Source organism: Cupriavidus sp. Agwp_2 (assembly GCF_040784895.1).
In the GTDB taxonomy this organism is placed as follows: domain Bacteria; phylum Pseudomonadota; class Gammaproteobacteria; order Burkholderiales; family Burkholderiaceae; genus Cupriavidus.
Window position 1 is genome coordinate 2,055,927 of the sequence record NZ_CP088083.1, and the last position, 20,621, is coordinate 2,076,547.

The following is a 20,621-nucleotide window of genomic DNA, read 5'->3' on the forward strand; positions in this document are numbered from 1 at the left end:
ATGGGCCGTCACGTTGAACTACATCTGGGCTTCGGTCCATAAGATCGTTACTTGCAGTCGCTATTCATCGTTCGATGAAGCGTTCGTCAAGGGCCTCTCTGGTGTGCCTTGCAATCATCAGTTCCTCGTTGGTCGGGATGACCCAGACCGGTACCCGGCCCGAGGCCGAACTGATGCGCGGTCCGTCGCCCGCGTTGGCTTCGGCATCGACACTCACTCCGAGCCAAGCCGCCAGCCGGCATACGCGTTCGCGGATGGGCGCCGCATGCTCGCCGATGCCTGCGGTGAAGACCAGCGCGTCCAGCCCCTGCGCGGCAGCGGCGAGCGAGCCAAGTTCGCGGGCAATGCGGTACGTGTACAACTCGACGGCAAGGCGCGCCTGAGCATCGTCGCTGGCGAGCAACGCGCGCATATCGCTCGACACACCGGAGACGCCAAGCAGGCCGGATTTGCGGTAGATCAGGTCCTCGATGGCGCGGGCATCCATGCCGAGTTCGCTGATCAGGTACAGGATCACGCCCGGGTCGAGGCTGCCGCAGCGGGTTCCCATCGGCAGGCCGTCCACCGCAGTAAAGCCCATGGTGCTGGCCACGCTGCGGCCCGCCACCAGCGCGCACATGCTGCTGCCATTGCCGAGGTGGGCCACAACGGTGCGGCCCGCGGCCGCGCCCGCATCCACGCCTGGGAGGACACTCGCGATGTACTCGTAGGACAGTCCGTGGAAGCCGTAGCGCCTGACGCCTCGCGCAGTTATCTCCGCTGGCAATGCAAATGCCTGTGCCACTTCCGGCTGCGCCCGGTGGAACGCGGTGTCGAAACAGGCGACTTGCGGCAGTTCCGGACGCCGCTCGGCGAGGATGCGGATGGGCTTGAGGTTGTGGGGCTGGTGCAAGGGCGCGAGCGGGCAAAGCGTATCCAGTTCCGACAGTAACGCGTCGGTCACCCTTGCCGGCTGGGTAAAACGTACCCCGCCGTGCACCACCCGGTGCCCCACCGCGCTCAGCGTATGCCCTTCCCCATGGCCGCGCAGGAAGTCCGCCAGGAAGGCGATGGCACCTTCGTGCCCGAGCTCGGTGCCGGCGTCCCACCGCCTGGTCTCGATCTCGGCCCCCGCCGCATCGGTCGCGCGGAACGCCGGCGCCGTGTAAAGTCCGTCGAGGCTGCCGCGCAAGACAAGTTGCAGCGCATCGTCATGGGTATCGTAGGCGCAGTACTTGAGGCTCGACGAACCCGCATTCAGGACCAGGATCAGTTCGGCCATGGCATCACCCCGCCACCTTGCCGGACTCGCGGCGTGCCCTGGCCACCAGCGCGGCCACCGCGCACGACGCCAGCCGGGTCGTGACCGAGTCGGCGCGGCTGGTCAGGATGATCGGCACCCGCGCGCCCAGCACGATGCCCGCGGCGTCGGCCCCGGCCAGGAAGGTCAGGCTCTTGGCAAGCATGTTGCCGGCGTCCAGGTCCGGCACCAGCAAGACATTGGCGCGCCCCGCCACCGGCGAATCGATCTTCTTGATCCGTGCGGCATCCAGGTTGATGGCGTTGTCCAGCGCAAGCGGCCCGTCGACTACCGCCCCGGTGATCTGGTGGCGGTCGACCATCTTGCACAGCGCGGCAGCGTCGAGCGTGGATGGCACCTTCGGGTTGACCGTCTCCATCGCCGACAGGATCGCCACGCGCACCTCCTCGACCCGCAAGGCATGGGCCAGGTCGATCGCGTTTTGCAGGATGTCGGCCTTCTCGGCCAGCGTCGGCGCGATGTTGACGGCAGCGTCGGTGACGATCAGGGCGTCCTCGTGCCCCGGCACGTCCATCACGAAGCAGTGGCTGACGCGTCGGGCGGTGCGCAAGCCGCTGTCGCTCTTGACCACGGCCCCCATCAACTCGTCGGTATGCAGGCTGCCCTTCATCAGGGCCTCGGCCTTGCTTTCGCGAACGAGTTGCACGGCTGCCGCGGCGGCTGCGTGACTGTGCTCGGCATCGACGATCGGGTAATCGCGGATATCAAGGCTGGCTGCGCGCGCAGCGTCCTCGATGCGCGAACGTGGCCCGACCAGGATCGGCGCGATCAGGCCCAGCCGTGCGGCCTCCACCGCGCCTTGCAGCGACGACTGGTCGCACGGATGCACCACCGCAGTTGGTGTAGGCGGCATGGTCTTGCAAAAATCAATCAGACGCTGGTACTTCTCATGCTTGGCGTTCACGGCTTGCTCCGTCAGGGTCATCGGTGACGGTCGCCCGCGATGCAGGCGACCCACGGCGTGCTAGGACGCGCGCTTGATTGGAACGGCCGCGCCACGCACGCGTTCCGGCTTGGTGCCAAGCACCGTGCTGACCTGCTCAAGCATGGCTGCCTGCTCGGCGGTGGGCGTGGTGCCAAGCACGCGCTCATCGGTTCGCAGCTTTTCCGCCAGGGCCTGCAGCCGCTGCCGGTCGGCCTGGTGCCTGAGCAGCGCCGGCAGCGTCTCAAGCGCCTGCTCGGGCGCGTACCGCGTGATCAGTTCCTGCTGGCCGCGGAGCTTGCGCCAGGCGTCCGGCTCTAGTTCCGGCAGCAGATCCGCATAGTCCGTGACCAGTTCCTTGCGCAACTCCAGCCGGGACAGCGGCAGCGGTTCCCCCTTGCGGCCCAGCAGGCAGGCCAGCCGGGCAATGGCCTCGGCGTATCCGCCTTGCCCCACCACGGCCAGCGCCGCTCTGACTTCCGGCAACTCCCTGGGGTCGGTCACCGTCGGGGTACCCGCGCGGGCGGAAGGCTCGCTCCCTGGCAGGAACGGGAACAGGTTGGCGTACACGTTAAAAAAGGTGTACTCGGTCATCGCATCGCGCACGGCACGATATGCATCCAGACCGGCGCTGAGCATTTCCGCGCCCGCCTGCTCTTGCTGGCGCAGCGGATGGTCCGGCTCCAGCGCCTGCCGGCTGGCCCGGACCGCGTCGGCGGCGGGCTTCAACCATGCCATCCACGGATTCAGGTCGGAGAACAACCAGTTCTGCATGCGCAGCGGATGGAATTCGCGCAGCACCCGCGCAGTCATCTCGTTGGACAGCGCCTGGACGTAAGGCTGAGCAAACAGCTCGTAGGCGCGCTGGGTGAAGTCCGACAGGTTGGCGACCCTCTCGAACGGCCTTTCGTCGACGCGCTCGAAGCGGTTAAGCCTGCTGGCGATCTCTTCCAGCGAGTGCTCCTCGAACTCGACCTCATACTCCACGCCAGCGCTGCCCTTGCGCTCATGGATGACCATGGCGTAGAGCCCCGGCGGCAGCAGTTCGATGCTCTTGAGCACCGAGACGATCTGCGCGTGCTCCTTCTGCGCGACCTTGCCGGAGACGAAGATGCCGAGATGGCCGACGTTTCGATGCATCATGCCGACGATCACCTGGCCGCGCGCCTTGATCTCCTCGGTGCTGCCATAGATGTCCACGACCCAGTTGAAAGCCTGCTGCGGCGGCGTGATGTTGTCACCCATCGAGGCAAACAGCACGATGGGCGAGCGGATCTCGCGCAGATCGAACGCCTTGCCGCCGGCGTTCTTGACGTCACCGCTCCAGAGCTTGTTGCCGACGAACAAATTGCGCGTGATCCATTCGATCTCCTCGCGGTTCATCAGGTAGTAGCCACCCCACCAGCGTTCGAACTCCAGGAAACGTGGCGGCTCGGTATCGGCCTTTTTGTACAGGTTGTAGTACTTGTCCCACAGACTGTTGGCCGGATTCAGGTTCTCGAAATTCTGGACTAACCAGGCGCCGTCAAACTTGCCGTTGCCGAGGTCAGCCGTATACGAGGCCAGCCAGGTCCCGCCCAGCAGTCCGCCGGAATAGCGCATCGGGTTGTCGCCCTCGCCCTCACTCCAGGCACCGCTCCAGTACGACATCGGCGCGCCGTTGATGACGATCGGCCCGGTGTCGTCCGGGTCCGAGGCGCCAAGCATCATCGCGGCCCAGCCGCCCTGGCAATTGCCGATGATGGCGGGCTTGGCACTGTGCGGATGCAGCGCACGCACTTTCTTGATGAACTGCTGCTCGGCCTCGCACACGTCCAGCAGGGTCTGTCCCGGCTCGGGATCGCGGAAGAAGATGACGAAATACACCGGATGGCCAGCACGCAGTGCCACCCCGACCTGCGAGTCGTCCTTGAAGCCGCCGATGCCGGGACCATGGCCGGCCCGCGGATCGATGATGACGTAAGGGCGGCGGCTATCATCGATCGCCACCCCGTCGGGCGGCGTGATCTTCAGCAGCGCATAGTTGACGGGCCGCTCAAACTCGCGCGCATCCAACACGGTCTCGTAGCCAAAATGCAGGACCGGCTTGAGCCCCTGCATGGTGTTTTCGACAAAGTTATTGCCCCGTTGCCTGAGCGTGTCCCAGAACAGGATGCCACGCTGCATGCTGTCGACGGCATAGGCATAGCCGCTCATCGGGTCCATCCCTGCCGTCGGGATGGCCGGGCCAGCGCCCGGATCCCCAACGGCCTGCTGCACGCGGCCGCTATAGGCCTCCTGCGCATTCTTCAGGCGCTTTTGCAGCACCATGCCGGTCTTGAGGCCAACTTCACGCGCGTGAACCAGTTGCTTTGCTGCATCCATGCCGTTCTCCGCTAGAAATTTTGTGACAGGGAAGTCAAGGAGGGCGCGGTCAGTTCACCGTGGCGATATCGTATCGACCGCGCCCCGACCGCAGACGTTGGCAATGTCATACCTTGATCTCATTGGCCAGTGCCTGGCCTGACTCGAATTCGGTGATGCTGCGCAAGGTCGTCTGGCAAATCGTAGTCATGGCTTCACGTGTGAAGAAGGCCTGATGTCCGGTCACGATGACGTTCGGGAAAGAAACCAGGCGCTGGAGCACATCGTCGGAAATGATGGTGCTGGAGAGATCACGGAAGAACAGATCCGCCTCCTGCTCGTACACGTCGAGGGCGAGGCCGCCCAATTGCCGGCTCTTCAGCGCATCGATCGCGGCCTCGGTATCGATCAGGCCGCCCCGGCTGGTGTTCACCAGCAACGCCCCCGGCTTTGCCCTTGCCAGCGTGTCGGCATTGATGATGTGATGCGTCTGCGGCGTCAGCGGACAGTGCAGCGAGATAATGTCCGCGCTGGCTCCGATTTCCCCCTCCCGGGCGTAGCGTGCCCCCAGGGCCTCGAACTCAGGCGAGTGATATACGTCGTAGCCGATGACATCGCATCCGAAGCCAAGCATGATCCGGGCGAACACGCGGCCGATCTTGCCGGTGCCGACCACGGCGACAGTCTTGCCGCAGAAGTCGAATCCCATCAACCCGTCAAGGGAAAAATTGAAGTCCCGGGTACGGTTGTAGGCCCGGTGAATCTTGCGATTGACCGCCAGCAGCAAGGCAACGGCATGCTCGGCCACCGAGTTCGGTGAGTAACTGACGACGCGAACCACCTTCATGTCAAGGCTTGCCGCGGCTTTCAGGTCGACGTTGTTGAATCCGGTGCAGCGCAGCGCCACCAGGCCCGTTCCGCCGCGCTTCAGTGCGTCGAGCACTGACGCATCCACGGTATCGTTCACAAAGATGCAGATAGCGTCGTGGCCGGCGGCAAGGCCAACCGTTCCCATGCTCAGCAGGTCATCGAAATACCTGAGCTGATGCCCTTCGGCAACATTGGCGGCGTCAAGATACTCACGGTCGTAAGGCTTGGCGCTGAATACGGCTACTTTCATCGCTTGTCTCCCGGCATGATGGCGGGGCCCGGGCCTCTTGCTATCCGGCGGCCAGGGCCACGGCAATCTCTACGAACAGGATTTTTGCAATCGTCATCGAAGGAAAGATCATTGCATAGCCAAGGTCCGGCTGATCCGTGGGAGCGACGCGATTGGCAAATGCAAGAATCGCCGGGTTCCCTGTCGCGCCGCATATGACACCCGCGGTGACATCGAACGGCAGCCTGAAAATCAACAGGCATGCCAACGCGGTGATCAGCACCAGTGCCAGGACAATTGCAATGCTGTAAAGCAGGAACGAAATCCCGGTCATGCTGATGGTCGCGAAAAACTTAGGCCCGGAGGCAATGCCAACTTGTGCCAGAAAGATGGTCAGGCCAAAGTTTCGCAGTACCAGATTGGCCGACAGCGGCATGGTCCAGACGAACCTCCCGGAGCGACGAACCTTGCCAAGATAAAGCGCCACCAGCAGAAGCGCCGCCAGTCCGAGGGTCAGTTTGCCGACGCCCGGAATCGGTAGCGGGATCATCCCTGCCAACAGTCCCGCGGCAGCACCGATGCCGATCGAGATAAAGCTCAGCTCGGCGGTACCCTTGATGGAATCACCGAAGAAGCTGCGCATCGCCTTGGCGTGGGCACGGTTGACCAGCAGGCCGACACGGTCGCCGACCTCGAGGATCAGATCGGGCCTGGGCAGCATGTCGGCATCGCCCCTTCGCACCTGGACAATCGAACAGGCAATGCCGTCGGGAAAGCGGATGTCTTGCAGCGCCAGCCCGACCACCGCGCGGCTCGATGCAAATACCCGGGCATAGTCCAGGTCCTCCCGATGACTGCTGATTCGCCCTGGCTGCAACTCTCCCAGCAGTGCCGCTGCTTCCTGAAGCAGCGTCGGATCCGTGGCCGTCGCAAGCAGGACATCGTCTGCCCGCAGGACAAGTCCTCCGTGGGCAGCTGGTTATGGTGTTCGCGCCGCACCGCGGCAACCGACAGCCCGGCTGGCAGGCGCGCTTTCAGTTCGGCGATGGTGAGGCCAATGATTTCGCGATTCCGCAGCGAGATCTCCGCCAGTTCAATGACCTTTGCCGGCGGTGCCTCGACCTTTGCTTTCAGTACCGCGCCAAGGCAATAGAGACACAGAATCGGACCGGCGACACCGAACGGATAGGCTACGCTGTAGCCAACCGCAGCGCCGTCGCCTTTCGTGGCCGCAATGATCGCCTGCAAGGTCGCCGTGCTGGTCCCGGCCCCCGCGAAAATCCCAAGCGACGCATCCATGCCGACGCCGAACAACGGCGCCAGCGCCAGCGAAATCAATCCGGCGCCGACCACCCCCAAAGCGGCCGCCGCGTTGGCCTTCAGTCCGCGGGCACTTGTCAGGCCCTCGAAGAACTGCCCGCCGTACTGGATGCCGATGCCATAGAGGAATAGCAGCAGGCCGAGGGTCCCGATCAGGGCGGGTGGCGCTGCTTTGGGTGTAAATCCCCCGATTGCCAATCCGACAAAGAGAACGGCTCCGGACCCCAGCGAAACTCCTTTTATGCTCAGTTCGCCGACTACGTAGCCCAGCGCGATCGTGAGGAACAAGGTGAACAACGGCTGGGCTTCCAACAGCACCCTGACTGCATCCATTGCCGCTCCTTCGATTAGGAAGATCAGCAGGACAGGCCAGTCGCTCGTTGATCTGGCGCAGTTGCGGGTCCGCCTCTCCCCCGCGGGCCTGAGTTAGGAGGGTAGACCAATTACCGGGAACTTCAAATCGAACCTGCTGGAGGAAGTTGATCGTCGCTCACGCGAGATCAGAGCAGGCAAAGGACCTTTTGGCGCACATATGGCCTGTGCATGGCAGCCGCCAGTGTGCGGAGCGCAACAGTGCGCGCAGTACGTCGCATGTCAGAATCCCCGACACCTGTGCAGGCATCCGGCGATCCGGGCGTTGGTCCGACGCGGCCGCCGTGGATTTCCGCACTGATGACACGACACCCGCGGCCGGACGGCAGAAACTCCCTGCGGTCATGCCCGCGAAGCACTTACTGACACCATTCTCGGAGAGACCTGGCAATGCGTATGCAAATCGCCCGCAACATGCTCTGGCTGGTTCTTGAGCGTGGCTTGCAGGTCCTGCTTGGCATCGTCAGCATCGCCCTGATCGCACGCGCTGTCGGGCCTGAGGGCTTTGCCGAGTTTCAGTACGCGCAGTCGCTGGTATTGATTGCGTCAGCGATCGCCCTGATCTGTTGCGATGAAGAGGTCATCCCCCGTCTCGTTGCCAACCCGGCACCGGCCGCGCAGCACAAGCTGCTGGCCCATGTATTCGGCTTACGCATAATTGCCGCGGTGACCGGCTATCTGCTGCTCGTGGTTGTCGTGGCGACGACGGAAGAGGACAAGGCCATTGTCCTGGCCGCCATGATCTTTGGCATCCCCATGTTGCTGGGCGAACCCTTCAGCGCGGTCCGTGCCTGGCTGCAGGCGCGTACCGACAGTCGCCCCGCGGTCGTTTTCGGCATGATGGGCCTTGCCTTCCGGATGGTGGGTGTCTCGGTGCTCTATATGGCCGGCTCGGACTCTGCCCCGGTTTTTGCCTGGGCTTTCGCCGCGGAGGCCATGCTCGGTGCCGTGCTGCTTGCCCGCTATTACCGCCAGCGCGCCCCCCGCGTGGCGGTAAGCATCGACTGGTCACTGGCGAGGCGGCTGCTGCGCGACGGCACGGTCTTCTGGGCGAGCATGCTGCTGATGCTTTGCGCGAAGCGCGTCGACCAGCTCCTGCTCAGGCCACACATTTCCCTGTTCGAACTTGGCGGCTATGCCGCCTCGATGCAGATTCTGGACAACTTCATGATGCTCAGCACCATCGTCGCAAGTTCGGTGGCGCCATTGATGATCTATGCCCAGCCGACCCTGGCGCTGGTACGGCGCAATGTGCTTTACGTCGCCGCCGGCATGGTCGCCCTGGGGGCGGCGGGAGGCGCAGTGCTCGCCTACTGCGCACCCTGGGTCATTGCCTTGGTCTACGGCGACCACTATGAGGCAGCGGCAGACCTGCTGCGCCTTTCCGCGATGGCGGCCGGACTGGTGTTCGCGGATGCGGCACTGTCGTTGCTGGTGATCTATCTGCGCAAGCCGAACTGGCTGGTCGAGAAATGGATCCTCGTGCTGTTCACCATGATCGTGGTGGACCTCATCATGATCCCGCACCACGGAGCGCGCGGCGCCGTCTATGGCTATATCGCCGGTTATGCGGTAGCCGTGATTGCCGGCCTCGGGTACTTTGTCCGGTCCCGTGCGGCAGTTGCGCTGGCGCGGGCGGCGTGAGCGGGGCAGTCCACCGCCTTGACAGCGACAGACTGCCCCTCCCTGCGTCAGTCCATATGCTGACCGCCGTTGATGGCAAGATTCGCGCCAGTCAGGTAGGCCGCATCCTCGGAGCAAAGGAAAGCGACCAGCCCTGCCACTTCCTCCGGCTTGCCCAGGCGCCCCATCGGAATCTGCGGCAGGATCTTGCTGTCCATGATCTCCTTCGGCACGGCCGTCACCATCTTGGTGGCCAGATAGCCCGGCGATACCGTGTTGACCGTCACGCCTTTTCTGGCGACCTCCAGGGCCAGTGCCTTGGTGAATCCATGCATGCCGGCCTTGGCCGCGGAATAGTTGGTCTGGCCAAAGGCGCCCTTGGAACCGTTGACTGACGAGATGTTGATGATCCGGCCCCAGCCGCGCTCCACCATGCCTTCGCAAAGGGGCTTGGTAACGTTGAACACGGAGTCGAGATTGGTCCTGATCACCGCATCCCAGTTTGGCTTGTCCATCTTCTTGAACGCCATGTCCCGCGTGATGCCGGCGTTATTCACCAGGACGTCGACGCGGCCGAGCTCGGCCAGGATCCGTGCCATGCCTGCCTGGCAGCTCTCGTAGTCGGCCACGTCGACCTCGTACGCGCGGATCTCGCGACCGCCGGCAGCCATGGAGGCAAGCCACTCCTGGACTTTGGTGTTGCCCGGCGAATGCGTGACCGCCACCGTATAGCCCGCGTCATGCAAGCGGATGGAGATGGCCTCTCCCAGGCCACCCATGCCGCCGGTAACCAACGCGATTCGTTTCGTCATGCTGATTCTCTCTTTTGCAAAGTAAAAAGACCCCTGGCCTGCCGGAAATGGCAGGCCGACCGAAACGGCTTATCCCAACAGCTACAGCCCCTGCGCCATGCAGCAAGGGGGAGCCGTTCGATGACCGAACTTGTTCCTGGATGGATACCGGCTATGCCGGCCCAGCGCCGCTCTCGATTCGCAGACTAGCGCTGCGTTGGCTGGCGATCCGAACCCGTAGCCGCGCCGGGGTTTACGGTGAACGTGGCGGAAGCCAGGCCGGCCAACTGCTGGCTGATGGCTTGCGCGGCGCGGTAGGATTGCGTGGCGTTATCTAATGTCGCCTGCAGCGTGGCGGAAATTCCTTCGGCACCAGCCGGGGCGTTCTTCACGAAGGCGTCGACGAAGGCCTGCACATTGCGCTGCTGCTGCTCGAACTGCTCTTCAACTGCCTTGGCCAGGTCGGCCTGGGCCTGCGTTGCGATCTCGCACACGTGACGCGCGTACTCGATGGCTTTGTCTGCAGCAGGCTGCTGCACATTACCTTGGACTGAGAGGACATCCCCGAGATCTTTGTTGGCCGAAACGGCCTGCAGAATTGCCTGCCCATCGGCCATGGCTGCCTTGGCCGCCTGCAGGTTCAGTTCCGTCAGCTTCTGGATCCCTTCGAAGGTGGTGTTCGACAGCTTGGCCAGATTGTTCAGGTTGTTCTTATGGACTGCCGCAAACTGATCGGAGGTAAAAAAGGACATGGATTGGGTTCGCCTCTTGGTAGCCGCCGGGTGTCGCCTGCCGCAAGGCTACAAGGCACCGGTCGAGCGTGGTTTCCAAACGGTTATGGCCCCTGCTGCACCGCACAAAGACCAACGCTAAGATTAGAGGACTTGTTCTAATTCAGTCCCTAGGGACTTACCAGAAGTGGAGTGACGTTCACGCTTGAATGTGGCGTAAGCGTCATGTATATAACATCTACTTACAAGATAGCGTGGCGTTGGCAGGGCACGGCGTAGCTATGCCCCCTCCCCACCCCGCTCGCCGCCTGCCGCGGCACGCCGGAGGAGATTCATCGGGCCAAGCCTCTCGACCACCTGCATCTGCGCCGCATCCCGGACGAACAACGAGCCGGCAAACGCGAGGGCGTTGAGCGAGATGCCTTCCACGCACTCCCTGGCTCTGCGCACCAGCAGCAGCCCGGCTGGCATGACCAGCAGGTTGTATGGCGCCGACTGAAGCCATGCGCCATCGACATGCAGCGTCCGCACGCCAACCGAGTCGAGCAAGGCGCGGTAGCGCTCGCAGGCCGTGCGCGCCAGCTCTTGCAGTGGCGCCGCAACCAGGTCCAGTGGGGTGAATGCGTGCGCAAAGGGAAGGCCCGGGACGGCGCGGATGGCGCCTGGGGCGCCGCTGATTCGCGCCGACTGCAGCAAGGAGTCGATCGGCAGCAACGGGCTGCCTTCGGCGAGAGGCAGCGGCACGAGCTGCAGATGTTTGTGGGCCTGGCTCGCTCCCGCGGCGGCCCCGCCGTTGTAGAAGCCCAGGCTCGGGAACTCCGCCATGCAGGCAAGCAGCGCGGCAAAATCCGGGACGGTCAGTAGTGATTCCTGCGGTTCGAAGCAGCGGGTGACGATCAGCAGGTGATGCTCGATGACGTTGAACTTGTTCAGCAGGGCCACATGGTCGTCGGAGATATCCGAGACAAACAGTTGAGCGTCATAGGGCAGGAACGGATTGCCGCCGGCATTGCGCGCCTTGCGCGCCTTGTCCTTGTTCCGCAGGCTCGACACCGCGCGCACCCGGAAGCGCACGCCGCCGTCCTCGATTACCGTCTGGATGGTTTCGATCGGACATAACGCCCCGCTCTGCAGGGCGTGCGCTGTCCGGTGGACGATAGCCGGCCGAAGCGTGCCGGGCTGAAGGTGTGGATGGTGCATGTCCGCTGGCGCTCCCACTTCAGCATAGCGCCGCCGGAGGCCCCGCTCAACTGGCGAGGCCCGCGCTTCAGGGATTCTCGAAGCCGTCGCTTGTAACCGTGCAAACCTTCGAGATCATGTATCCCACGCCGGCAATTCGGTGCTGGTGGCGTGGCGCGAAGGCGTTCAGATGGGCGGTGATGCAACGGTCGATCGCCTGGCAAGCCGCGGCGTCATCGAACTCTGGCAGGAATGAAATCGAAATACCGGGTAGCTGGTAGTCGAGCAAGCGCGCCTCTGCCAGACGGGTGTAGAGATTGCCGTTGCGGAAATCCGCCGGGATGTCTTCCCATCCCGGCAGCAATTTAAGGGTGCTGCATTTCACGTCGTCTTCGGTAATGCTGTCCACGTCGGCGCGCGAGAGCGAATAAGTCATGCTGGCTACATCCTTCCAAGAACATCGCGACACGAGACAATGCCGGCAACGCGGCCCGTCTGGACCTGCGTCAGTTTCGTCATGGCCTACGTGGAGTAGCCTAACGGCGCCAGGGGGCTAACCGCCATGCAAAGGATGCCAACGACTTTGCATTACATGCCACCGTCTCGATCGATGGCCCATGAAGCACCCGGGACGCGCGAGCCGCCCAAACTCGGCGGGGCCGATTGGGCAAACTAAAATGCCTGAAGAGGGTGGGTATCGGCTGTCCGTTGAGGATCAACGTCTTACGTCCGCCGCACTCACATACTAAAACGCCATTGGAAGGGCCAGCGTCGGCGTCGCTCGGGCGATGAATGATCCGCAAGAGGGGATGGGGAAGGAACCTCTTCATCGGGATGGGAGCGAGGAAGCGCCATCTATTCATCATTGGAGAGAACGTGATCTATCCTGCCACCGCGGCCAACGAAGCGACGTCGAAAGCCTTTCCGTTAGTGGGCATCGGCGCCTCGGCAGGCGGACTTGAGGCGATATCGGAACTGCTCGCCGAGATACCCGCTGGCAGCGGCATGGCATTTCTGGTCGTCCAGCATCTGGATCCCACCCGGCCCAGCCTGCTCCCGGAAATCCTGGCCAAGCGCGCATCCATGCCGGTGCTGGAAGGCGCCGAAGGGATGGAAGTGGAAGCCGACCATGTATATGTCATTCCTGCGAACGCAAGCATGTCGGTTGCGCAGCGCAGCATCCGCCTGCGCGCGCGTGAGGCATCAGTGCCACCGATGCCCATCGACGACCTGCTGAGCTCACTTGCGGATGACCAGGGTCCCAATGCCATTGGCGTGATCCTTTCTGGCAGCGGCTCCGATGGCGCGCTGGGGCTCCAGGCTATCCAGCGCGAAGGCGGCATCACTTTCGCCCAGGACGAAGCGTCGGCGCTCTTCAACAGCATGCCACGCGCAGCGATCAGCCTCGGCTGCGTCGATCGCGTGCTTACGCCACGCGATATTGGCAAAGAGATGATGTTGATCGGGCGGCATCCGCATCTGCGGGCGTTTGCGGACAAGGCGCCAGACGCTCCGACCGCTCCCAACGGCAGCCTGCGCCCGATATTCCGCCTGCTTCGAAATACCTGCAACGTCGATTTCAGCCGATATAAGCCCGGCACCATCCAGCGCAGGCTGACGCGCCGCATGGCATTGCGGCAACTCATGTCCGTGGAAGACTACATCTCGGTGCTCGAGTCGGATCCAGCCGAAACCCTGGCGCTCGGACGAGACCTGCTCATCCGGGTAACCGAGTTCTTCCGCGATCCGGAAACATTCGAAGCCCTGATGCAGACCGTGTTTCCCCGGCTCGTGGCTGCCAACGAGCCTGAAGGCTCGCTCAGGATCTGGGTGCCCGGATGCTCAACAGGCGAGGAAGTCTATTCGATTGCGATTTGTCTGCTGGAGTATCTGGGTGAGCGGTGGGCGACCATGCCGATTCAGCTTTTCGGTACTGACATCAGCGGGGAGGCGCTTGAGACCGCGCGTGCCGGCAGGTACATCGAAAACATCGCGCGAAACGTGTCGTCCGAGCGTCTGGCGCGATTCTTTGTGCGCGACGGCGAGTATTACTGTGTCGACAAATCGGTGAGAGAGGTCTGCACGTTCTCGCGTCATGACTTGCTGAGCGATCCGCCATTCTCGCGGATGGACCTGGTGAGCTGCCGCAACCTGCTGATCTACCTGAGTGCGCCAGCGCAACGAAGCGTGATGCCACTCTTTCACTACGCGCTGAAGCCGGAAGGCGTGCTGATGCTGGGTCCTTCCGAAACGGTGGGCTCTTTCTCTGACCTCTTTGGCACCATCGAGAACCAACGCAGCAAACTGTACAGCAAGAAACCCTGGCTGCGGCCGCCCGCGGAGGTGCGCCTGCCGTCGACGCAGGTCCCGTCGTCCCAGACACGTCCGGCGAACGTGTCCGACAGCCGAGCCAGGCCGGACGGCGTGTCGCCGCTTCGCGCCGAAGTCGATCGCATCACGCTTGCGCGGTTTGCGCCCGCCTCGGTGCTTTGCGATGACGATCTGAATATCATCGAATATAGCGGCGATACCTCGGCCTACCTGGTCAACCCCAGCGGCCCACCCGCCAGCAACCTCCAGCGACTTGCACGGCCCGAAGTTTTCCTGGCCATCAGCGAGGCAATCAGGCAGGTGCGCCAGGAAGGCCTGGCGGTACGCAAGACCGGCTTGCGGCTCGGCGCTGGCGGGTCAACCGTCGCGAGCCTCGAAGTGCAACCCGTCCAGGCCACCGGCGTTGATGGGCGCTGGTCCCTGGTCTTCTTCGAGAGCACGGCGCAAGGGGACGGCGTAGCGGCAGACAGGCAGCAGACACTCATCACGCTACTGTTGCAGACGTTGAGGCAACGGCTGGGGCGCAAGGCTACCGCCCTTGGGGCCGACTCCAGAGATGAGGAGATCGCACGACTGAACGCCGAACTGAGCGCCATGCGCGTGCAGATTCGAACCATGCTCGAAGAACATGAAAGCGCGCGCGAAGAGCTTAAGTCCAGCGAAGAAGAGTTGCTCTCGAGCAACGAGGAATTCCAGAGCACCAACGAAGAGCTGGAAACGGCCAAGGAAGAACTCCAGTCGCTGAACGAGGAGCTGTCGACCACCAACGACGAGTTGCGCTATCGGAATCATGAACTCAAGACCCTGCACGACGAGGTGGTCCGCGCGCGCGACTATGCCGACGCGATCATCAACACCATGTCCGAGCCGCTACTCGTGCTGGAACCCGATCTGCGTGTGACTCGGGCCAATCGCGCTTTCTACCACACCTTCCAGACCATCGCCGACGATACCATCGGCACTTCCCTTTACACGCTGGGTAACGGACAGTGGAATATCCCCAGCCTGCGCGAGCTGCTCGAGAAGCTGCTGCCCGAGCGGATTGTCGTACGGGATTTTCAGATCACCCATGATTTCCCGCGCATTGGGACGCGCACAATGCGCCTGAACGCCGCACGGGTTCGCGGGCGCGCGCATGAACTGATCCTGCTGACCATCGAGGACATTACCCAGCATCAGCTCGCGGTGGAACGACTCGAGACCGCCGATCACCAGAAGGACGAGTTTCTTGCGATGCTGGCTCACGAACTGCGCAATCCGCTGGCGGCAATCGGCAATGGTCTCGAGATCTGGGGGCGTGACAATGTTGACCCGCAGACACAACGGCGGGCGCGGGCGGCGGCCAGGCGCCAACTGGATCACGAGATCGGCCTGGTCGATGACCTGCTGGATGTTTCCCGCATAACGCACGGCATCATCAAGCTCAATCCAAAGCCCCTCGATCTGGCCGAGATTGTGCAACACGTCGTTGACACGATGCGCGCGGAAATAGACGCGCATCGGCACCAGCTGGTACTTTCCCTGCCCCCGTCAATGGCCCTTGTGATCGAAGGCGATGCCATACGGGTCGAGCAGATTGTGACCAATCTGCTGGGCAACGCCATCAAGTACACGCCACCTGGCGGCCTCATCAAGGTCTCGGTCGAACACGATGGCGACAACGCGGTGCTGACGGTTGCCGACAACGGCATCGGCATGACAGCGGACTTCCTGCCCACCATCTTTACCATCTTCGTGCAGGGAGATTCGTCGCTGGACCGCAAGTCTGCGGGTCTGGGGCTGGGTCTGGCACTGGTACACCAACTGGTTCAGTTGCATCATGGGACCGTGCAGGCTTCGAGCGATGGCCCTGGCCGGGGCAGCACGTTCGTGGTCCGGCTTCCGATGCTATCGCAAGCGATTACGCAGCAAGGCGCCCCAACGGGTGTGGAACCGGTCGTTCCCCAGGCCGCGCCGAAGCGGATTCTCGTGGTGGACGACAACTCCGATGCGGCCGACAGCACAGCGATGTTATTAAGGCTCGACGGACACGAGGTCGAGGTCGCCGGCGATGGTCCATCGGCCTTGCAAGGCGCAGCGCAATTCCGGCCGGACGTCATCCTGCTCGACATCGGGCTACCGGAGATGGACGGCTACGAAGTAGCCCGGAGGCTACGCACGATGCCGGATTTCGCCAATACGTTGCTGATCGCGCTTAGCGGATACGCCGGGCAAGAATATCTTGACCGTGCAAGACAGGCAGGTTTCGACCACCACCTGGTTAAACCTGCGGACCTCGCCCGGTTGAACCAGTTGATCTCATCCGCCGCCACGTCTCAACATCGAGTGGACAACGCGTCGTAGCAACAAGAGGGACTTCACCTGCCCAGCGACGGGCGCCGGCGAAACAGTGATTCCGGCCCGCCGGCCGACGTTCATTCCCTGCTTGACGCCCGCAGGCGGTAACATGAGCACCCCGCCCTCAATTGGAAGTACCGCGATGCAAGTACTGGTTGACGCAGACGCCTGCCCGGTTGTCGTCAAGGATATGTTGTATCGGGCCGCGCAACGTGTCGAAGTGTGCGTCACGCTGGTTGCGAACCAGTATATGCGCACGCCGCCTTCCCGCTTTATCAAGTCACTGCAAGTCCCGGCTGGGTTCGACGTCGCCGATGACCGTATCCTCGAGCTGGTTGGCAGCGGTGACCTCGTCATTACGGCGGACATAGCTCTTGCCGCCGCTGCCCTGGACAAGGGCGCCCATGTGCTCGACCCACGAGGAAGCTGGTTTAGTCGTGAGAATATCCAGGAGCGCGTGACGATGCGCGAAGTGATGGACCAGCTCCGCGCCTCGGGCATCGATACCGGCGGACCGGCGCCGTATGCCCCACAGGACAGCAAGGCGTTCGCTGGCCAGCTGGACCGTTTCCTTGCACGCCATGTGCCACCAGGTGCCGTCCCCTGAGGCGTGCCAGCCACGGCAACGCAAAACTTCGCGTCAATAGATCGCGCACTGGCAGTCACGGGGTAAGGCCAATCAGCCTTTCGCCGCCAGCACGGACTCGGGGGCGCGGCGGAAGCTGATGGCGAGCCGGTTATAGGCGTTCATCAGGCCAATAGCCATCGTGAGGTCGGCGAGTTCCTTCTCGTTGAACGCCGCCGATGCGGCGTTGAAGTCCTCGTCTGGCACGTGGGTGTCCGCCACCCGGGTGACCGACTCGGTCCATGCCAGTGCAGCCTGTTCGCGGCTGCTGAACAACGGCCCCGCTTCACGCCACGCTTGCACGAGCGCCAGCTTCCCGGGCGTAATGCCCTTCTTGATCAGGTCACGGGTATGCATGTCCAGGCAATAGGCGCACCCATTGATCTGGCTCACGCGCAGATAGACCAGTTCGACGAGGACGTCTTCGAGGCCCGATTGCATGACATAGCCGTAGACCCCGCCAAATGCCTTCACACCGCCAGGCGATGCCTTGGTGTAATCCAGTCTCATTTCAAACTCCTACTTGTCGTTGATGGTCAGTTCCTTGTCGTCTGAATCGACGACAAACACGGCGAGCAGTTTTGCCGGCCTGGTCTTGCTCGCATTGCGGCTCACCGGATGGCGTGAGCCCGGCTCTTCGAAGAAGCTTTCACCCGCCCTGTACACGCGTTCCGGCTCGTCGTTCACCTTGCTGGCGACGCTGCCAGAGACGACGTATGCGTAGATGAATGACGACCTGGCATGGGTATGAGGATGCGAAGCGCCTCCGGGCGGATAGAGGACCTCCACGGCGATGAGCGACTTGCCCGGGATATTGGGAATCGCCCGGGAGAAATTCGGCTTGACCGTATCGCCGACGGTGTGAGCAGCGGCAGCCCCGGCAAAGGCCATGCTCGTAGCCGCCACGAGCGCGAGAAGAATGCGTTGAAGTTTCATGTTTACCTCCTGGGAGACTAGAATCATCCTCTCCCGCAGGTTCATAAAAAAGAACCAAAAATCCAAATTCTTTATGCACCAGACGCTATGAGAACCCTGGCCCTGAAGCTTGACCGTGCATCCAGGACTTCGCTGGCGGAGCAGATTCGGCTTGGCATCACGGGTGCCATTGAGAAGGGGGTACTCGTTCCCGGTGCCAGACTGCCCTCCTGGGTGGATCTAGCAGCACAGCTTGGGGTGGCTCGAGGCACCGTCAAGACTGCGTATGATCGGCTGACCGATGCACAACTGGTGGTTTCATCCCGCGCTGGCGGAACCAGAGTCTCTGAGCATGCTGCCGTGGCGAGCCCAATCACGGAACGTGCGCGTTCCATCGAGTCCGATCTGCGATCCGAGCTGTACCAGCATTTCCTGCCCGGCCCCGCCGTCTTTCAAATGGGCGTGCCGGCATCGGACTGCTTCCCGGCGACATTGTTCTCGCGGCTGCGAGCCCGTGCGGCACGCGATGAAGTCGAAGCGCCTGCAGCGTATCCAGACCCGAGAGGCGAACATGAACTCCGTCGAGAGATCGCAGCGCACCTGGCCCTGGCACGCGGCATTGAATGCCAGCCCTCGCAGGTTTTCATTACGGCGGGATGTTCGGGGGCGCTCGGTGTGGCGCTGCGAGTGATTCAGGCCGAAGGCCTGAAGGCATGGGTCGAGAACCCGGGTTTTCTCCCCAGCCGCAGGGCATTGGAGATTTCCCGGCTCACGACGGTGCCCATTCCGGTAGACGAAGACGGCATGGATGTCGGCTACGGCGAAGTGCTTGCACCGGATGCCGCCGTGGCTTTGGTCACCGCAGGACAACAGGCGCCGCTGGGTCCGACCTTGTCGCTCGCGCGTCGAGTGCAAATCCTCGAATGGGCCACACGCACGGGTGCCTGGATCATCGAAGATGATTACCTGGGTGAACTCCAACTGACACGCCGCGCGGCTCCCGCACTGGCGTCGCTCGATCGTGCGGGGCGGGTGATCCATATCGGGTCGTTCAGCAAGACGATCAGTCCGACGCTGCGGCTTGGATTTGCCGTGGTGCCGCCCGGCCTGTTAGCCAGGTTCGATGAAGCCGTGGCGTGCCTGGCTTCGGCACCCGGACCTGCAGTGCAAATGGCGACTGCCGAGTTCATGCGGGATGGACACTATATTCGACACCTGCGTCGCATGAAACGCATTTACGCGGGCCGCAGCCAGGCACTGCTGGCCGCGGTGAGATCCAGGGGATTCCACGCCTACGCGGCGGGGCTTGCCGTGGTGGCAAGGCTTCCCGATGGCGCCGACGACAAGAGGATCGCGCGGGAAGCCTACGCCTACGGGCTTGCGCCCGCCCCATTGTCGGGGTGGTATTGCTCGGCGGCTACGCAGCGATCGGGACTACTCCTCGGTGTTGCGACAGCGATCGAACATCAGCTGCCGGCCGCCTGTGATCGCTTGCAACACCTGGTCAGGAAATTCTCCTAGCGCCAGGTCACTGGCAACACGCTGGACGGGTGCTACACGATTGGGTGGTACACGATTTCTTCAGGTTTTTGGTACTTTTTTCAGGCCCAACGAACCGACACAATCCTGTTCACCGAATCGGAATCACGGAATGGTCCGCCCTGCCCGCGACCGAGATATTCCTGCGTGACAACCGCCACGATTCCGACTTTTCGGCGTTCATGAGCCTCTGGTTCTTCGAGGAGCCGGTGCAGGACCTGAACCGCTACCGCAGGGCGCTGCTAGCAAGCGCTCAGGCTGACTAGCAAATTGGCAGCCGCAGGAGGCCATCGTTCGCTTGGCGCGCGGCCGGCCTGCCGAAGGTGGTGCAAGTCGTCGAGCGCCATCGATCGCGAAGGCACGGACCATTTCTTACCGGCTTCGCTGATCCCTACCCCGCCGAGCGCTGCAAGCGCATCGAAACAGAAAAGCTGTCGGCGGGGTGCACGGTCACCGAGACTTCGAAGGTCTCGCCGGCGGCGTCCAGGTAGCGACGCACGATCTTCAACGCGGCCGCGCCCGCTTCCAGCCTGAGCGCTTCGGCCATACGCCGATCCGCGATCGCAAACGCGCGCACGTCCTGGTGGATCTCCGCGATCTGCCGGTCATAGCGCGACTCCATCAGCGTGCTGACGAGCATGTCCGGCGACGCGCGCACCAGTTCGCCAAGCTCGGCATAGACGGGATCCACGTAGATGTCGGTCCATGCCATCGGCGTGCCGTCCTCGCCGCCATCCATCCGCAGACTGGAAATCCGCAGCCAGCGCGCACCCGGCTCGCAGCCGATCTCGGCCGCCACCTCGGCGGTCACCGCGACCTCATCCACCGACTGCACCACGCGCAGGTGCTCGGCGGCGAACTGCATCAGGTCGTCCACCGACGCCAGCGAGGGCCGGAACACCGGCCGCGGCCGCGCCGATTCCACGCGCGTGCCCACGTTCTTGCGCCGCGACACCAGCCCTAGCTGCTGCAACTCCTGCAGCACCGCGCGAATGGTGTAGCGGCTGGCCTGGTACTGCTCGCACAGCTCGAATTCGGTGGGCAGCAGCGATCCGACCGCGTAGCGGCCGGATGTGATGCCCTCGATAAGTTGCCTGCTGATCTCTGCCGGATTGGTTTTGCTCATGACCGCCTGCCCGCGGCCTCGTCGGACGCGGGTTTACCCTCCTTTTCTAAATATGTTCGAACATATTT

At 62.9% G+C, this 20,621-nt stretch carries 15 protein-coding genes and 1 pseudogene; 4 read left to right on the plus strand and 12 right to left on the minus strand.

The genetic code is table 11. The annotated features are described in order from the left end of the window. Positions 1–64: 64 nt before the first annotated feature. From LPA45_RS09510 to LPA45_RS09530, 5 genes and pseudogenes are all read right to left on the minus strand, one after another. Positions 65–1,261 carry an acetate/propionate family kinase gene (locus LPA45_RS09510; RefSeq protein WP_367394503.1) on the minus strand — a complete coding sequence of 399 codons (1,197 nt, stop codon included), beginning with the start codon at positions 1,259–1,261 and terminating at the stop codon, positions 65–67. A 4-nt stretch (positions 1,262–1,265) separates the two neighbouring features. Continuing rightward, entirely contained in the window at positions 1,266–2,204 is a 939-nt protein-coding gene (locus LPA45_RS09515; RefSeq protein ID WP_367394504.1) for a phosphate acetyltransferase, read from the minus strand. 60 nt (positions 2,205–2,264) lie between these two features. Beyond that, on the minus strand, positions 2,265–4,586 hold the full coding sequence (locus LPA45_RS09520; RefSeq protein WP_367394505.1) for a DUF3141 domain-containing protein: 2,322 nt from the start codon (positions 4,584–4,586) through the stop codon (positions 2,265–2,267). A 106-nt stretch (positions 4,587–4,692) separates the two neighbouring features. Beyond that, positions 4,693–5,685: a 2-hydroxyacid dehydrogenase gene (locus tag LPA45_RS09525; RefSeq protein ID WP_317924519.1), complete on the minus strand. Its 993-nt coding sequence runs from the start codon at positions 5,683–5,685 to the stop codon at positions 4,693–4,695. 40 nt (positions 5,686–5,725) lie between these two features. After that, positions 5,726–7,317, minus strand: a pseudogene (locus tag LPA45_RS09530) (aspartate:alanine exchanger family transporter). Between the two features lie 429 nt (positions 7,318–7,746). On the opposite strand from LPA45_RS09530, the gene LPA45_RS09535 reads away from it, so the two are divergent. Continuing rightward, positions 7,747–9,000 carry an oligosaccharide flippase family protein gene (locus tag LPA45_RS09535; RefSeq protein ID WP_116320542.1) on the plus strand — a complete coding sequence of 418 codons (1,254 nt, stop codon included), beginning with the start codon at positions 7,747–7,749 and terminating at the stop codon, positions 8,998–9,000. A gap of 47 nt (positions 9,001–9,047) precedes the next feature. Here LPA45_RS09535 and phbB read toward each other — a convergent pair whose 3' ends face one another. The 4 genes from phbB to LPA45_RS09555 form a co-directional block, all read right to left on the minus strand. Continuing rightward, complete coding sequence (phbB, locus tag LPA45_RS09540) at positions 9,048–9,791, minus strand: acetoacetyl-CoA reductase (RefSeq protein ID WP_116320541.1); 744 nt, start codon at positions 9,789–9,791, stop codon at positions 9,048–9,050. Between the two features lie 185 nt (positions 9,792–9,976). Next, positions 9,977–10,522 (minus strand): TIGR01841 family phasin, encoded by a 546-nt coding sequence (gene phaP / locus LPA45_RS09545; RefSeq protein WP_317924520.1) that lies wholly within the window; start codon positions 10,520–10,522, stop codon positions 9,977–9,979. Between the two features lie 258 nt (positions 10,523–10,780). Beyond that, positions 10,781–11,701, minus strand: coding sequence for a phosphorylase (locus LPA45_RS09550; protein ID WP_317924521.1), 921 nt, complete (start codon positions 11,699–11,701; stop codon positions 10,781–10,783). Positions 11,702–11,768: 67 nt separating this feature from the next. Beyond that, positions 11,769–12,116, minus strand: coding sequence for a hypothetical protein (locus tag LPA45_RS09555; protein ID WP_199414615.1), 348 nt, complete (start codon positions 12,114–12,116; stop codon positions 11,769–11,771). A 440-nt stretch (positions 12,117–12,556) separates the two neighbouring features. Between LPA45_RS09555 and LPA45_RS09560 the strand changes: the two genes are divergently transcribed. Further along, complete coding sequence (locus LPA45_RS09560; RefSeq protein WP_317924522.1) at positions 12,557–16,354, plus strand: chemotaxis protein CheB; 3,798 nt, start codon at positions 12,557–12,559, stop codon at positions 16,352–16,354. Positions 16,355–16,490: 136 nt separating this feature from the next. After that, on the plus strand, positions 16,491–16,955 hold the full coding sequence (locus LPA45_RS09565; protein ID WP_116320537.1) for a YaiI/YqxD family protein: 465 nt from the start codon (positions 16,491–16,493) through the stop codon (positions 16,953–16,955). 72 nt (positions 16,956–17,027) lie between these two features. Here the strand turns inward: LPA45_RS09565 and LPA45_RS09570 are convergent, their stop codons facing one another. Beyond that, positions 17,028–17,483 (minus strand): carboxymuconolactone decarboxylase family protein, encoded by a 456-nt coding sequence (locus LPA45_RS09570; RefSeq protein WP_116320536.1) that lies wholly within the window; start codon positions 17,481–17,483, stop codon positions 17,028–17,030. A 9-nt stretch (positions 17,484–17,492) separates the two neighbouring features. After that, on the minus strand, positions 17,493–17,909 hold the full coding sequence (locus LPA45_RS09575) for a cupin domain-containing protein (RefSeq protein WP_116320535.1): 417 nt from the start codon (positions 17,907–17,909) through the stop codon (positions 17,493–17,495). An 87-nt stretch (positions 17,910–17,996) separates the two neighbouring features. On the opposite strand from LPA45_RS09575, the gene LPA45_RS09580 reads away from it, so the two are divergent. Then, a complete protein-coding gene (locus LPA45_RS09580) occupies positions 17,997–19,409 on the plus strand; it encodes a PLP-dependent aminotransferase family protein (protein WP_116320534.1) in 1,413 nt (470 codons plus the stop codon). 409 nt (positions 19,410–19,818) lie between these two features. Here the strand turns inward: LPA45_RS09580 and LPA45_RS09590 are convergent, their stop codons facing one another. Then, positions 19,819–20,553, minus strand: a complete 735-nt coding sequence (locus LPA45_RS09590) for a GntR family transcriptional regulator (RefSeq protein WP_116320533.1) — start codon at positions 20,551–20,553, stop codon at positions 19,819–19,821. Positions 20,554–20,621: the final 68 nt, after the last annotated feature.

What these genes read in the sequence shown, in the direction of transcription:
- LPA45_RS09510 (WP_367394503.1), bottom strand. Translation starts at nt 1,261, where the DNA reads ATGGCCGAACTGATCCTGGTCCTGAATGCGGGTTCGTCGAGCCTCAAG.
- LPA45_RS09520 (WP_367394505.1), bottom strand. Translation starts at nt 4,586, where the DNA reads ATGGATGCAGCAAAGCAACTGGTTCACGCGCGTGAAGTTGGCCTCAAG.
- LPA45_RS09525 (WP_317924519.1), bottom strand. Translation starts at nt 5,685, where the DNA reads ATGAAAGTAGCCGTATTCAGCGCCAAGCCTTACGACCGTGAGTATCTT.
- LPA45_RS09535 (WP_116320542.1), top strand. Translation starts at nt 7,747, where the DNA reads ATGCGTATGCAAATCGCCCGCAACATGCTCTGGCTGGTTCTTGAGCGT.
- phbB (WP_116320541.1), bottom strand. Translation starts at nt 9,791, where the DNA reads ATGACGAAACGAATCGCGTTGGTTACCGGCGGCATGGGTGGCCTGGGA.
- phaP (WP_317924520.1), bottom strand. Translation starts at nt 10,522, where the DNA reads ATGTCCTTTTTTACCTCCGATCAGTTTGCGGCAGTCCATAAGAACAAC.
- LPA45_RS09550 (WP_317924521.1), bottom strand. Translation starts at nt 11,701, where the DNA reads ATGCACCATCCACACCTTCAGCCCGGCACGCTTCGGCCGGCTATCGTC.
- LPA45_RS09555 (WP_199414615.1), bottom strand. Translation starts at nt 12,116, where the DNA reads ATGACTTATTCGCTCTCGCGCGCCGACGTGGACAGCATTACCGAAGAC.
- LPA45_RS09565 (WP_116320537.1), top strand. Translation starts at nt 16,491, where the DNA reads ATGCAAGTACTGGTTGACGCAGACGCCTGCCCGGTTGTCGTCAAGGAT.
- LPA45_RS09570 (WP_116320536.1), bottom strand. Translation starts at nt 17,483, where the DNA reads ATGAGACTGGATTACACCAAGGCATCGCCTGGCGGTGTGAAGGCATTT.
- LPA45_RS09575 (WP_116320535.1), bottom strand. Translation starts at nt 17,909, where the DNA reads ATGAAACTTCAACGCATTCTTCTCGCGCTCGTGGCGGCTACGAGCATG.
- LPA45_RS09580 (WP_116320534.1), top strand. Translation starts at nt 17,997, where the DNA reads ATGAGAACCCTGGCCCTGAAGCTTGACCGTGCATCCAGGACTTCGCTG.
- LPA45_RS09590 (WP_116320533.1), bottom strand. Translation starts at nt 20,553, where the DNA reads ATGAGCAAAACCAATCCGGCAGAGATCAGCAGGCAACTTATCGAGGGC.